This window comes from Hydrogenovibrio crunogenus, assembly GCF_004786015.1.
Classification (GTDB): Bacteria; Pseudomonadota; Gammaproteobacteria; order Thiomicrospirales; family Thiomicrospiraceae; genus Hydrogenovibrio; species Hydrogenovibrio crunogenus.
In genome coordinates this window covers 1551859-1565032 of sequence record NZ_CP032096.1, presented here as the reverse complement: position 1 = coordinate 1565032, position 13174 = coordinate 1551859, and the positions used below count along the sequence as shown (strand labels likewise).

Sequence of the window (13174 nt, the reverse complement as noted above, 5' to 3'; positions counted from 1 at the left end):
TCACAAAGGTTTTATTAAGTTGGCTTGCATGTTGCTTGAAACGGTTTAAATACAAATCATATGGAATAGATAATGATTGAGCAAACTCCAGTATTGAATGTAGCAAACGGCAAGTCTAAAGCCGCTTCAACACTTATTGATGTAGAAGAACGGCAATCTTTGCCGAAGGGTGCGTCAACTTTTTCGGAAGCATTAGAGCATGCAGGCAAGTCTGTTGAAAATGCTTCTTCAGAAAGCAAAATTCCTTTTTCAGAAATTAAAGTGGATGTCACCACCGCTCAACGCAATGAAAAACCTGAGGATTCCGGTTCCGATAAGTTACTTTCAAAGCCTGATTTAGACACTAAAATTGATTTGGAAGTGGTATTGCAGCAAATTAATCAACATCCTGATTCAAAAACTAAGCAGGGATCAGAAGAAAGTGTTAGCCAGAAAATTTTAACGTCAAGTGATACGGTTGATGAAAAGATTGATGAAAGACTTAAAACGGCTCTAAAAGCAGAAGGGATGTCTGGTAAAGATCAAGAAGACAGTAACTTGCAATTGAATGCGTCACAATCTGAGCTGACCGGTGATTTCGGCAAAAAAGTTGGCAGTGAAAGAGAACAATCTGTCAAGGCTGAAATGCATACAGAAAAAGTAACCACTGAAGATATCAATAAAGTTGATGGTGTGCAATCTGTTGTGATGGATGTTAAGGCTGAAAGTACTGAGAAGACTGACCCGACTAATGAAATAACGCATGAAGTTGCAACTCAATTAAATCAAAATGAAGCAAGCTCAAGCTCAAGCTCGAGAGAGGCAGTTCAATCAGGAACAGCATCATCAGAAGAAATCGAAGAAACTTCTGCTAAAGCTCAACTCAGTGAGAAAACTTCCTCTGCTGGTGTAGAAGCGAACAAAGTATCAGTTGAAGAGCCTCTAAAACAGCATTCTATGGAAACTCAACAAGATAAAGCTGGTGTGGATAAAAGAGTTCAATCATTAGATGACCTCAATGTTGAAAAGGAAGAAACGCAGAATGCATCTTTAAACAGTGCAAAGAAAGATATTTCCCAGCATGCATCATACGCTGGAATCGTTCACGCTCAGGATGGTCAGTCTAAAGCACAGGGGCACCGTGCCGAGAATGCTGGCGATAATACTATGCGATCATTTGATAGAGCGGCTGAACAAGCACAAGATAAAAGAGCTGTGGTAGCTGACGATAAACCACGTGTTTCTGTACATAAAGAACCAAATGCTCCCGTGTCTAGTGAATTGAAGCATTCACGAATAGATTCTGGTAATACTGTTGGGAATGGATCAACTTCAAATGGGCAAAGCGGGTCTCATCAGGGGCAATCTTCGCAACATAACTCACAGAATCAGGGGCAGCAATTTTCCCAACAGCAACAAATGTTAAGTCAGCTACAGAGCCGACAAGTGTCTAAAGAACATCAAGAGATTTTGAAAAGCTTTAATGATGCCTTGAGTTCCGAAGAGAATAAAGCTGAAAAAACTGAAAAAATTCTAGGAAATTTAGGCGTCAGCTTTGATTCCAGAAATCAATTGCCAGCAGGGCTGCAAGCGATTACACAAGGTGTCAGAACACCGCAGTGGGGACATGCATTAGGACACCGTGTAACTTACATGGCAAACAATAAGATTCAAGAGGCAAAAATTACCCTGAACCCGGAAAAGTTAGGCCCTATTCAAATTAAACTTAATGTGGATAAGGATCAACAAGTACACGTTTCTATGACCGCTCAGCATGGAACGACTCGCGAAGCGATTGAGAATGCGATGCCAAGGTTGAAAGAAATGCTGGAAGCAGCTGGTATAGGGTTTGGTTCCTTGGATGTAAAGGATGAAAGAGAGTTTTCAGACAATCATAATGAAGATGACTCAAAGTCGCATGCTTCAAGTGGAATAGGTCAGAATGAGTTAGGAAACGATTCTCAGGAAGAGGAACAAGCTGTGGTTCAGAGTTCAAACAATAATTTAGTGGATTATTACGCTTAAGAAAGTGAAAGGAATAAGCATGAAATTACATCAACAATTGGTTATGTTTGGAGCCGGTTTGCTCTCAACTACGGCGCTTTCACAGTCAGAAATAACGGGAGCGCCAATAGCAGGGGTTGCCTTAATTGCCATCCTTGTTGGGGCGGTTGTTGCTGGTGCGCTGGTTTATTTGGTTTGGTGTAATAAACCGGGAGTATGCGATCAGACTACTGTCATTGAAGCAGTTGATAAAGTTGCGTCAAGTGATTCAAGCTTTCTTCCTTTGTCTGATGAGAATATTGATCCAAAGTTACAAGTAAGTATTAACCAGTTATTGTCAAAAGCGAATGAGATTATTAGTTCAAAACAAGATGAAGTTGAGGCTAATCAATCACAAATTGCTACGTTAGAAAGCCAGATTGAAGAATTGAATGAAACATTGTCGGATGCTTATGCACAGGCAGATGCCAGCAGCAGCCAATCGAATGTTGATTCTTCAGAGCTTGTGAGCCTCTCGGAGCATGTATCAACAGTTGTTGATAAAATGAGTACTGGAACCAATGCCGGAATGTCATCAGCTTCGAGTGTTATCTCTGAAGTCAGTGGGTTAACAGATGAGGTAACACATGCTTCTTCGGTCATTAAAAAACTTGAAGAAGACAGTAATAACATTGGGACCGTTCTGGTGCTGATCCGTGATATCGCAGAACAGACGAATTTGCTGGCACTTAATGCCGCTATTGAAGCAGCGCGAGCAGGTGAGCATGGAAGAGGTTTTGCAGTTGTGGCTGATGAGGTCAGAATTTTGGCTGGAAAAACGCAACAAGCAACAACGGAAATTCAAAAAATTATTGAAGAGCTGCAACAAAGAGCGCGTAATGCAGTAGAAGTGATGGGAAGCGGTCAAGAAAGAGTGGAAACGACCCAAGTACAGGCTGGAAAAGTAAATGATTTTTTTCATGAAATCGAAGATAATCTGTCGCAGTTAAAAATAGCTCAAGAAGCATTGTCAAAAGCAGTGAATAGCATTTAATGTTTGTTGATCTTAGTGTGGTAAATAAAAGAATAATAAGGCTCTAATATGAAAGCGATAGTCGGAACAATAGTGGTATTTGGATCTCTACTCGGAGGATATCTTCCTCATGGTAGTGTTGGGATTTTAATTCAGCCACTAGAAGTCTTAATTATTTGCGGTGGTGCATTAGGTGCTTTTATTATTGCTAACCCAGGTTGGGTGGTTAAGAAAAGTTTCAGCGGTGCATTAGGGTTGGCAAAACCTGATCCATATAACAAAGAAGTTTATATGGAACTTTTGGGGTTGATGTTCAGAATTTTTAATAAAGCGAGACGTGAAGGATTGATGGCAATAGAGGCTGATGTTGAGGATCCTCATTCTAGTGAATTGTTTAGCGCGTCGCCTAAAGTCTCTTCGGATCACCATGCAGTGGACTTTATTTGCGATTATCTAAGATTGATGATCAGTGGCGCAAGTAATCCTTATCAATTAGAAGATCTTATGATCTTAGAAATGGATATTCATCATCATGAAGCTGCTGCCCCTGCTGAGGCAATCGGAAAGGTTGCAGAAGCGCTTCCGGGGTTTGGTATCGTAGCTGCTGTCTTGGGGATTATTGTAACAATGGGCTATCTAGACGCAGGGCCTCTTGAAATTGCACACCACATGTCTGTTGCTCTAGTGGGAACCTTTTTGGGGATATTGGTCGCTTATGGGGTGGTAGGGCCCATTTCTTCGGATATGGCCAATAGAGCACATAATGAAGGGGCTTATTTCGGTACGATTAAAACTTGTTTAATGGCCAACTTGAATGGGTATGCTCCGCAAATTGCGGTTGAGTTTGGGCGGAAGTCTATCCCTGCTTCCGAAAGACCTTCTTTTCAAGAAGTAGAAGAGTTTTTACAAACACAAAAATAATTGCACCTAATCAAATTTATCGAGTAAAGACGAATGAGCGAAGAACAGTCCATAATTATAAAGCGGTTAACCAAATGCCCGCACTGTGCTCATGGTGGGGCTTGGAAAGTTGCGTTCGCGGACTTTATGACTGCTGCAATGGCTTTCTTCTTAATGCTTTGGATTTTGGGTGGGGTCAATGATGAAGAAATGAAAGCCATGGCTGAATATTTTCGTGACCCGACGGTGATTGAAGCCTCTCCACAAGTTTTGGTGCCATCCAAAGAAGCCGGGCGTAGCTCTGACTCTATGATTGATATGGGAGGGTTTAAAGATACGCCTAAAGGCAGTATTGAAAATGAAAATGGTGAGGCAAAAGCTCAAGAAAAAGCGCAAATGGAAGATTTGAAGCGCCAGATAGAGCAAAAGATTTCGGAAAACCCGATTACTAATGAATTAAAAAATCAGTTAAAAATTGAGGTAACGCCAAACGGACTTCAGGTTCAAGTGTTAGATGATCGAAAAAGACCGATGTTTGGTAGTGGTGTTGATTTGCCAAAAGATTATGCTGCCAAGTTATTAAAAGAGGTTGGGTCGGTTTTAGCACAAACCAACAATAGGATTAGTATTGCGGGACATACCGATTCATCAGGTTACCACTCTAATGCAGAGTACACTAACTGGGAGTTATCAGCTGATCGAGCCAATGCGGCCAGAAGATTGTTGTTAGATGGTGGTGTTGAAGAGAAAAAGATCGCTCAAGTGGTTGGACTGTCAGATACGGTGCCATTTGACAAGGAAAACCCGTATAATCCTCGTAATAGACGAATCAGTATAATTGTGCTGAATAAAGAAGCGGATGAACGCTTAAAAAGTCTAAGTGAAGCACCTGGGATGGAAGATTTATCAAAAGAATTGATTAACTCACCGCTTGACCAGAACTAACAATAATAGAATTAACTTAGGAACTTAAGGGATAGAACATGGCAGAAGAAGTTCAAGAAGAGAAAAAAAGCAGTGGTGGCGGAAAAGGAATGATTATTGCTCTATTAGTCATCATTGTTTTGTTGATTGTCGGTGTGGCTGTAATGACGTTTGTACTGTTAAGTGGTAATGGGGAAAACCAAACCGCTCATGCAGAAGAATCAGCGCAACATGCGCCAGCTGAGCACTCGGATGAACCAGTCGTTTCAAGTGAAGGTGTGGTACAACAATATTCTCCTAAGTTTAAACAGTATGAACCACCAGAGCCAGGCTCGCCTCCACAGTACTTTGCGATGGAACCGTTTGTGGTGAACTTTAAAGGAGAAGGGCAAGCTAAGTTTTTGGCGGTAACTTTAAAGTTTATGTCACATTACCCTCAGTTGATAACAGAGATGGAAAGTTATCGCCCAATTTTAAGAAACGATATCACTTCTTTGTTAAGAGTCCAAACATATAGTGTTATGAGTAAGGATGATGGTCCAGATATTTTAAGAGAAAAGATTCTAACGAAAGCAAGAGCGGTGTTGGAAAAAAGAAATATTTATCCAGATTTATTAGAAAACGTCTATTTCGAACGTTTTGTGATGCAATAAGATTAAATTTAGGTAACGTGAATGGATGATATTCTAAGTCAAGATGAAGTCGACGCCCTTCTTAAAGGAATGGGGGGCGGTGATGTTGATACAGAAGGGGATAATCCCGCTGAAGGAACATCTGCCAAGGTATACGACTTCACGAACCAAGAGCGAATTGTTCGTGGGCGTTTGCCTGCCTTAGATATTATCAATGAACGTTTTGCAAGAGGGTTTCAAAGACACTTTAATGAAATGATTATGTCCAGCGTGGAAGTTACTGCGGGCGAAGTCAAAATCATTAAAATGATTGATTATTTAAGAAACCTTTTTGTCCCAACCAGTTTAAACATATACCGAATTAACCCGCTTAATGGGGTATCGTTATTTACATTAGACTCCAAGCTGATCTTTACAGCAGTTGATATGTATTTTGGTGGAACGGGCTTGCTTCCATTCAAAATTGAAGGTCGTGAATATACGCCTGTTGAAATGAGTATGGTCAGAAGTATTTTAGATATGTCTTCTGAAAATTTACGCAAAGCTTGGGCGCCAGTGATGGATATAGAAATTGATTATATGCATTCTGAAATGAACCCTAAATTTGCCAGTATCGTTGATGCCACCGATATGATCGTCGTAAGCCCAATCAATGTACGGTTTGAAGGTGTTGAGGGGCGAGTCGATATTGTAATGCCTTATGCTATGTTGGAGCCTGTTCGAGATAAGCTTGAAGAAGGGATGTCTAACCTGCAAGGGGAGTCAGATAATCGTTGGTCAAGAACGCTTAAAGAAGAAACCAAAAATATTGAAGTTGAATTGGCGGTTAATCTTCTTGAGCTTCAGATGAACATGGACGACCTCATGAAGATGGAAAAAGGCGATATTATTCCGATTGAAATGCCAGAACTGGTCACAGTTAAAGCTGAAGGTATCGGAGTTATGAAAGGTAAAGTTGGTGAAAGCCGAGATCGAAAAGCGGTAAAAATTGAACAAATACTTCGTCATCCTGCATATCAGGAGAGAATGGTAGAAAATGTAAAGGAATGGTACGATGAGTGAAGAAGATGATTTAAGTGCATGGGGTGATGCTCTTGACGAGCAAGCAGAGGCAGAAGGAACTGATGCGGGGGGCGATGATCCATGGGGAGCTGCGCTTTCCGAGCAAGCTGCAGAAACTTCTTCTAACAACTCTGATGAAATTGATGCCGCTTCTTTTGATGCTCTTGAAAAAGGACGAGGCGACAGCTCAGAGAAAGTAGATTTGGATGTTTTATTAGACATTCCTGTCACGCTTCAATTGGAAATTGGACGAGCCAAAGTGTCTATTAGAAATCTTCTATCTTATACGCAGGGTTCGGTTATTGAGATGGATCGTCTAGCGGGTGAGCCTTTAGATTTATTGGTAAATGGAACATTGATTGCGCACGGAGAAGTCGTTGTTATTAACGATAAGTTTGGGGTGCGTTTAACAGATGTTGTCAGTCCACAAGAGCGAATTAAAAAGCTCAAATAGTGATTACCTCAGCATTAATATAGAAAAAGGGCTTCATAGTAAGCCCTTTTTTATGTAAAGAAGAAAAAATGGTTTCAAATGATTATTTAACACTTTTGGATTTAATGCATCCCAGTTCCGTTTTGGTGTTTCTGTTTATCACTTTAATGGTTTATCTGATTTTTAAAGTGTCCACTTTGCTGCTTAAGTTTTTATTGGTATTGGGTGTGATTGTCTTACTGATTGTCATATTGTCACCGGAAACCATCGATTATCTAAAGACGCTTCCTGTTAATTGATAATCAATTATTTAAAAAATTTAGAGGAAAGAAAAATCTGCTAAGGCCTAACAGATTGAATGAATGTTTGGTGGAGATGGGCGGAAACAAACTTTTCTATAGAAGTAGCTTTTTTAGAGGATTTTTTAGTAATTTAAAAGTAAGTGGTACATTAATAGTACATTACTTAGCTGCTTGCCATTGTTCGGATATCCAATTTTGAATTTCTGAGCTTAACCATAAAGCTTTACCTTTGATTACTCGATTTTTTGGAAATTCACCAGTTTTAATTAAAGCATATATTTTTGATTTTTTCAGTCCTATCATCATCTCTACTTTTGGCAACGGTAGTAGTTGCTCAGGTACTTTGTCTATCATTATTCCACCTTTCTGAAATCTGGAGATATTTCAGAAAGACATTTATAAAAATTAAAGCAGAAATCTGTTAACTAATATCTGATTAAATATCAAAAATTCCATTTAATGTGGATTTTTTAGAATTAATCGATTGAGTTTTTTCAAGTTTATTAGAAATCGTTCTAAAAAAATAATTCTAAATCTTCCTTTTCACTTTCCTTTTTGAGCAGCTGCTTAAGAAGAGTGCCCGCGTTTACTGACCTCAATCACTAAATTTCTGTTGGGTATTTTTTTTATGTTTTTTTAAATTGCACATTATATGCAAAAAGGAAATTTCCATGCCATCGAATGAGCACCAAATAATTTACGAAAAAATAGGACCTGTTTCTCTTGATAGAATTACTGAAATAAATTTCAGGTTAGATCTGATTTCAGAGCTAATAAAGTTAAATCAGCCTAGGAAACCTGGAGCTATTACTTTACATTTATACGGATGTGGAAAAGATTGTTTAGGTTGTCCACATCCAAAATGGCTAGTTTGGCATTCTGTCGAAAAAGGCGAGGAACCAGTTTTTCTTGGATATACAATAAAAAATCCTTCACGGCATGTGAAACGATCAGGGCCATTCAAAGAAAATGCACATAAAATTAAAGCTTTAATAGAAGAAGCATCAAAATTATTATCGGAACGCTCTGCAATAATCAAATTAGTGTCTAATCTGAATAGGAAACTCTTGCGATGCCGAAGCTTTTACGAAACCTGAAAATTAGCCTTAGAAAGATTCTAATTTGTTTAGATGACTAAATGGTGCATTGTAAATTAGTGGCGGTTCACAGAGAACACTATGATACTCAAGGGGGCAAATTTAGATTGCAGTCAGGGAGGGCATTTTTACACTGCCGGTGACAATTAGGCTGCTTCAGTGGTGTAAGATACTCACCATTGAAATAGACCTGAGTTTGCCGACATTAAGAGTTACACATGTGTTGGAACGTATCACAGCTTGGCGAGATTATCCGATGGAGGTTCGAATGGCTAACTGCCCAGAGTTTATCTCAAGGGTTCTTGCTGATTGGACTGACATTAAATTGCCGTCTACCAAGCCAGGAAATGATACGAATAATTACTATGTTGAACAATCCAATCGAATGTATCGGGATAAAATCCTCAATGTCTACTTGTTCAGGGTGTTGAATGAAGTGCGAGAAATTACCGATAACAGGGTGAGAGAGTATAGCGAAGAACGATCACATGATTCACTTGGTCACTTAACGCCATGGAAATATCTAACCAATACAACCTGCTGGAAAACTCTAAATTAGATTGCCTCTAAAAGAGAGAGGTCTAAAAAGGAAGTTTAGATTGATCTCGACAGAACTCTTGATTTAGTTCAATTTCGATAGTGGTATGAGCTAACTGATATTGTTCGAGGGCATTGGCAATGGATTGCTTCATCGCACTATATTCTTTGAGGTTGAAATCTTTATTTTGATTGATAATAATATGAGCCGTCAAAACATGATGTTCACCATCAAGTGACCAAAGGTGTTGATGATGCACTTCAAAGATGTTGTCTATGTTCAGTAATGAGTGTCGGATCCTTTCATGCAATTTCTTATCCGGCACCGCTTGAAAAAAAAGCTTCGCAGTTGTCTTGAGATTTCGTATTACATTAAAAAAAATGAAAAGAGTAAATCCCACCGACAGTAATGGGTCAAGAATTGGCCAATCGGCAAACTGCAATACGATTGAAACGACAAGTACTGCCAACCATCCAAGCACATCCTCCAATAAATGCCAGTTTAATACCTTTTCATTGAGCGTATTGCCCTTACTCAAACGGTAAACCGCAAAACCATTAACGGTAACTCCTAGTATAGCCAGTATCAGCATTCCTTCGGTAGCCGGCATGACTGGGTCAGCCAATCTGGGTATGGCTTCACTCAATACCCATATTGATCCAGCAATTAGAACTAAGCTATTAATTAAAGCACCAAGCAAAGACAGACGCTGATAACCATAGGTAAACTCGCTGTTAGCAGATTTTTGTCCCAAATGGTTCAATAGCCAAGCGCTGCCGATTGACAAACTATCGCCTAAGTCATGTACTGCATCGGCCATAATGGCGGTGCTATTGGTCAACCAGCCTCCAATAAATTCAATGATGGTAAAGCCAACATTCAGAAAAAATGCCGTTGCGATGCGCTTATTGCTTTCATTTTTGTGCTGATGCATAAAAAGTATTTATCCTGAATTTATATCCTAAAAACCTTTATAAGAATCATGAAGATTTCTATTGTTTATGATTTTTATAAAGATTTTTTATTTTTTTAAAATAAATACCTGTAGCGGCAACAAGGCTGCTACAGGTCTGAAGAATGATGGGTTTAAGCCATATCTTTTATTTTTCCTTTTGAAAACCAAGCAAATAACACTGGCAACACAAACAATGTCAAAAATGTGGCTGTTATTAAACCGCCCACGATTACTGTTGCCAAGGGTTTTTGGATTTCTGCACCAACACCACTGGAAAGTAGCATAGGCATCAAACCAAGTGCTGAAGTAATGGCGGTCATTAATACTGGCCTCAGCCTTGAAGTAGCGCCATCAAATACCGCATCGGAAACCGATAGACCATCTATAATTCGTTGATTGATACTTTCTACCATAACGACACCATTTAATACGGCTACCCCAAAGAGGGTAATGAATCCTACAGAACCTGGTACAGACAAGTATTGGCCAGAAAACCAAAGTGCAAAAACGCCACCAATAACGGCTAACGGCACATTTACCAGAATTAACATAGCCTGACCAACCGAAGCAAAAGCGAAATAAAGCAACAAGGCGATTAATCCCAGAGAAACCGGTACAACCAGTGATAAACGCTTTTGCGCTCGTTGCTGGCTCTCAAATTGGCCACCGATATCGACAGAATACCCAGCCGGAAGTTCGACTTGTTCAGCAACTGCCTGACGAATATCTGAGACTACGCTTCCCATGTCTCGCCCCTGAACATTAGCCTGAATAACCACACGTCGCTGTACGTCATCACGACGAACCTGAGGAGGTCCTGAAGCAATATTGACATCGGCCACATCCTCAAGGCGAACCCAAGCACCTGTTGGAGCTTGTAAACGAAGGTCTGCAATGGTTTCACGGTCTTCACGGAAGCGCTCAGCCAGCCGGACATAGATGTCATAACGCTCGTTGCCATTGATGATTTGTCCAGCACTAGCGCCTCCCAGACCTTCACGTACAAGCTCCATTACGTCAGAGACGTTCAGTCCATAGCGTGATAAAGCGCGACGATCCGGTTTTACTACTAATTGAGATTCTCCAACAATTTGCTCCATAGCTACATCTCTAGCGCCTTCGATATTTTTAACTACGCTCTCTATTGCTTGTCCTTTATCTGCGAGCACATCAAGTTCGGGACCAAAAAGCTTGATGGCCAATTGCGCCTTGACACCTGAAAGCAATTCATCAACACGGGTTGCAATTGGTTGAGAGAAATTGAAAAGCAAACCGGGATGTCGTTCAAGTTTTTGCTCCATCAAGGCCTGCAATTCATAACGATTTTTTGCAGTTTGCCACTCTTTTATAGGTTTGAGCCCGATATAAATTTCAATGTTGTTTACTGGCTCAGGATCTCCGCCTATTTCGGCGCGACCAATACGCGACAGTGCATAAGTAACCTCAGGAAACTCCATTAGCATTGCCTCCAGCTTAGGGGCCACTTGCAGTGCAGTTTCTAAACTAGACGATGGAGCCAAAGTGACACGCAAGTTGATAGTTCCTTCTTCAAGTTCAGGCACGAATTCGGTTCCTAGGCGAGGTATGACAAGTGCCGCAGAAATTACCATGAAGACAGCTATACCTACAACAACTTTGCTATGCCTCATAGCCCAAGTTAAACTTTTGCGATAGACAAAATCGATTGGCTTTAACAAAAAGCTCTCGCGTTGGCGTACGCCCTTACGAAAAAGATATGTCGCTAATGCGGGCACAATAATCAAGGCCACTAAAACTGCCGAAAGCATAGCCAACATAATACTGATAGCCATAGGCTGAAACAATTTAGCTTCAACCCCCTCAAAACTGAAAAGCGGCATGAACACAACCAAGATAATGGCCGTGGCAAAAAAGATAGGTCGCGCCACCTCTTTACCGGCTTCCTGCAATCTTAAGGCGATACCATGATGGTCACCACAGGCGCGGACTGGATCTCTATCTGTGGATCCAACACGCAATGCTCTTTCGGCATCATGCTCAGCATCTGGGCGAGACAAGTGTTTAAACATGTTCTCAACCATGACGACGGAGCCATCAACTAACATCCCAATAGCTACCGCAATCCCTCCAAGAGACATCAAATTAGCTGATAAACCAAACCATGACATTACCATCAAGGCGATACCGATGGAGATGGGAATGGAGATCAATACCAAAAACGTAGCACTTAAATTCATCAAGAACAGTGCTAGAATCACGACAATAAAAACAAATGCCAGTAAAAGCGCATTGACCACTGTCTCGACAGCTGCTGTAATTAAATTTGCCTGATCGTAGAACACCTCAAAACGGACTCCTTCTGGCAATGCTTGATTGATGCGTTCAAAACGCTCATTAACTGCATCTATTGTAACTTTCGTGTTAGCCCCCATACGCTTGAGCACAATACCGGACACGACTTCGCCAAGATTTTCGACTTTTCCATCCTCATTTTTACGAGTCATTGTAACGGCACCCTGGCGGATTTCTCTCCCTAGTACCACTTCTGCGACATCTGAAACAGTAACAGTGGTGCCATCCACCGTTTTCAAAGGCACCTGGCGAATCTGCTTCAAACCAAGTTCACCATGATCAAACCATCCTGTCCCGCGAATGACCAATTGCTCTTGACCACGACTCATATACCAACCACCGACATTGGTATTGTTTTGTTCCAAAGTCTTCATGACACTATCTTGTGTTAAGCCATAGGCTAACAATCGCGAGGGATTCAGGTTAACCTGATATTGACGCACTTCGCCACCGAAAGAAAGCACATCAGTTACCCCTTCCGCTGGAAGTAGCAATAGCTTTACTACCCAGTCATTCAAACTACGCAATTCCATAGCATCAAAGCCTGAATCCGGTTCGGCCATTAGCAGGTATTGGTAAACTTGTCCTAGGCCTGAGGTATTCGGCCCCATCTCAGGAGTTCCCACCCCGTCAGGAATCAATTCCTTTGCAGACTGTAACCGTTCAAACACGAGTTGTCGGGCAAAATAGATATCCATGCCTTCCTTGAATACTACTGTGACGCCGGAGAGGCCTGTTTTGGAGATGGAGCGTACCTCTTCAACGTCAGGCAACGCATACATCACGGCTTCAATAGGGTAGGTAATAAGCTGCTCAACCTCTTCAGCAGCTAGCCCCGGAGCTTCAGTATTAACGGATACCTGCACATTGGTAACATCTGGAAAGGCATCGAGATTCAGTTTGGGGATAACAAAAAAAGCACTGACCGTCAGTGTAATAAGGGCGAGTATCACCAGCAAACGGTTAGTAACCGCCCAATCAATCATTCGGTTAAACATGGAAGTT

Annotated in this window: 13 protein-coding genes; 10 read left to right on the top strand and 3 right to left on the bottom strand. The window is 41.0% G+C overall.

Going from position 1 to position 13174, the window contains the following annotated elements:
• The first annotated feature begins 72 nt into the window (after positions 1 to 72).
• From GHNINEIG_RS07570 to GHNINEIG_RS07535, 8 genes are all read left to right on the top strand, one after another.
• Positions 73 to 2004, top strand: coding sequence for a flagellar hook-length control protein FliK (locus GHNINEIG_RS07570; protein ID WP_135796083.1), 1932 nt, complete (start codon positions 73 to 75; stop codon positions 2002 to 2004).
• A gap of 19 nt (positions 2005 to 2023) precedes the next feature.
• Positions 2024 to 3016, top strand: coding sequence for a methyl-accepting chemotaxis protein (locus GHNINEIG_RS11820; RefSeq protein WP_135796082.1), 993 nt, complete (start codon positions 2024 to 2026; stop codon positions 3014 to 3016).
• Between the two features lie 48 nt (positions 3017 to 3064).
• On the top strand, positions 3065 to 3916 hold the full coding sequence (gene motA, locus GHNINEIG_RS07560; RefSeq protein WP_135796081.1) for a flagellar motor stator protein MotA: 852 nt from the start codon (positions 3065 to 3067) through the stop codon (positions 3914 to 3916).
• A 33-nt stretch (positions 3917 to 3949) separates the two neighbouring features.
• Entirely contained in the window at positions 3950 to 4840 is an 891-nt protein-coding gene (gene motB / locus GHNINEIG_RS07555; protein WP_135796080.1) for a flagellar motor protein MotB, read from the top strand.
• A 38-nt stretch (positions 4841 to 4878) separates the two neighbouring features.
• Positions 4879 to 5472: a flagellar basal body-associated FliL family protein gene (locus tag GHNINEIG_RS07550; RefSeq protein WP_135796079.1), complete on the top strand. Its 594-nt coding sequence runs from the start codon at positions 4879 to 4881 to the stop codon at positions 5470 to 5472.
• A 21-nt stretch (positions 5473 to 5493) separates the two neighbouring features.
• Entirely contained in the window at positions 5494 to 6513 is a 1020-nt protein-coding gene (fliM, locus tag GHNINEIG_RS07545; protein ID WP_135796078.1) for a flagellar motor switch protein FliM, read from the top strand.
• Positions 6506 to 6967 carry a flagellar motor switch protein FliN gene (gene fliN, locus GHNINEIG_RS07540; protein WP_135796077.1) on the top strand — a complete coding sequence of 154 codons (462 nt, stop codon included), beginning with the start codon at positions 6506 to 6508 and terminating at the stop codon, positions 6965 to 6967. The genes fliM and fliN overlap by 8 nt, the downstream gene beginning before the upstream one ends.
• 68 nt (positions 6968 to 7035) lie before the next feature.
• On the top strand, positions 7036 to 7245 hold the full coding sequence (locus GHNINEIG_RS07535) for a hypothetical protein (RefSeq protein ID WP_135796076.1): 210 nt from the start codon (positions 7036 to 7038) through the stop codon (positions 7243 to 7245).
• A 162-nt stretch (positions 7246 to 7407) separates the two neighbouring features.
• On the opposite strand, the gene GHNINEIG_RS07530 is transcribed toward GHNINEIG_RS07535, so the two are convergent.
• Positions 7408 to 7602 (bottom strand): helix-turn-helix transcriptional regulator, encoded by a 195-nt coding sequence (locus GHNINEIG_RS07530; protein ID WP_011370851.1) that lies wholly within the window; start codon positions 7600 to 7602, stop codon positions 7408 to 7410.
• 317 nt (positions 7603 to 7919) lie between these two features.
• Here GHNINEIG_RS07530 and GHNINEIG_RS07525 point away from each other — a divergent pair, with 317 nt between their 5' ends.
• Together GHNINEIG_RS07525 and GHNINEIG_RS07520 are read left to right on the top strand one after the other, a co-directional pair.
• Positions 7920 to 8345, top strand: coding sequence for a hypothetical protein (locus GHNINEIG_RS07525; RefSeq protein WP_048810678.1), 426 nt, complete (start codon positions 7920 to 7922; stop codon positions 8343 to 8345).
• Between the two features lie 139 nt (positions 8346 to 8484).
• The gene (locus GHNINEIG_RS07520) at positions 8485 to 8904 is read left to right on the top strand and encodes an integrase core domain-containing protein (protein ID WP_135796075.1); all 420 of its coding nucleotides are present in this window, start codon (positions 8485 to 8487) and stop codon (positions 8902 to 8904) included.
• A gap of 22 nt (positions 8905 to 8926) precedes the next feature.
• On the opposite strand, the gene GHNINEIG_RS07515 is transcribed toward GHNINEIG_RS07520, so the two are convergent.
• Complete coding sequence (locus GHNINEIG_RS07515) at positions 8927 to 9817, bottom strand: cation diffusion facilitator family transporter (RefSeq protein WP_011370850.1); 891 nt, start codon at positions 9815 to 9817, stop codon at positions 8927 to 8929.
• A gap of 152 nt (positions 9818 to 9969) precedes the next feature.
• A complete protein-coding gene (locus GHNINEIG_RS07510) occupies positions 9970 to 13167 on the bottom strand; it encodes an efflux RND transporter permease subunit (protein WP_011370849.1) in 3198 nt (1065 codons plus the stop codon).
• Positions 13168 to 13174: the final 7 nt, after the last annotated feature.

Excerpts from the sequence above, each read along its gene's own strand:
- GHNINEIG_RS07570 (WP_135796083.1), top strand. The coding sequence starts at position 73 with ATGATTGAGCAAACTCCAGTATTGAATGTAGCAAACGGCAAGTCTAAA.
- GHNINEIG_RS11820 (WP_135796082.1), top strand. The coding sequence starts at position 2,024 with ATGAAATTACATCAACAATTGGTTATGTTTGGAGCCGGTTTGCTCTCA.
- motA (WP_135796081.1), top strand. The coding sequence starts at position 3,065 with ATGAAAGCGATAGTCGGAACAATAGTGGTATTTGGATCTCTACTCGGA.
- motB (WP_135796080.1), top strand. The coding sequence starts at position 3,950 with ATGAGCGAAGAACAGTCCATAATTATAAAGCGGTTAACCAAATGCCCG.
- GHNINEIG_RS07550 (WP_135796079.1), top strand. The coding sequence starts at position 4,879 with ATGGCAGAAGAAGTTCAAGAAGAGAAAAAAAGCAGTGGTGGCGGAAAA.
- fliM (WP_135796078.1), top strand. The coding sequence starts at position 5,494 with ATGGATGATATTCTAAGTCAAGATGAAGTCGACGCCCTTCTTAAAGGA.
- fliN (WP_135796077.1), top strand. The coding sequence starts at position 6,506 with ATGAGTGAAGAAGATGATTTAAGTGCATGGGGTGATGCTCTTGACGAG.
- GHNINEIG_RS07535 (WP_135796076.1), top strand. The coding sequence starts at position 7,036 with ATGGTTTCAAATGATTATTTAACACTTTTGGATTTAATGCATCCCAGT.
- GHNINEIG_RS07530 (WP_011370851.1), bottom strand. The coding sequence starts at position 7,602 with ATGATAGACAAAGTACCTGAGCAACTACTACCGTTGCCAAAAGTAGAG.
- GHNINEIG_RS07525 (WP_048810678.1), top strand. The coding sequence starts at position 7,920 with ATGCCATCGAATGAGCACCAAATAATTTACGAAAAAATAGGACCTGTT.
- GHNINEIG_RS07515 (WP_011370850.1), bottom strand. The coding sequence starts at position 9,817 with ATGCATCAGCACAAAAATGAAAGCAATAAGCGCATCGCAACGGCATTT.
- GHNINEIG_RS07510 (WP_011370849.1), bottom strand. The coding sequence starts at position 13,167 with ATGTTTAACCGAATGATTGATTGGGCGGTTACTAACCGTTTGCTGGTG.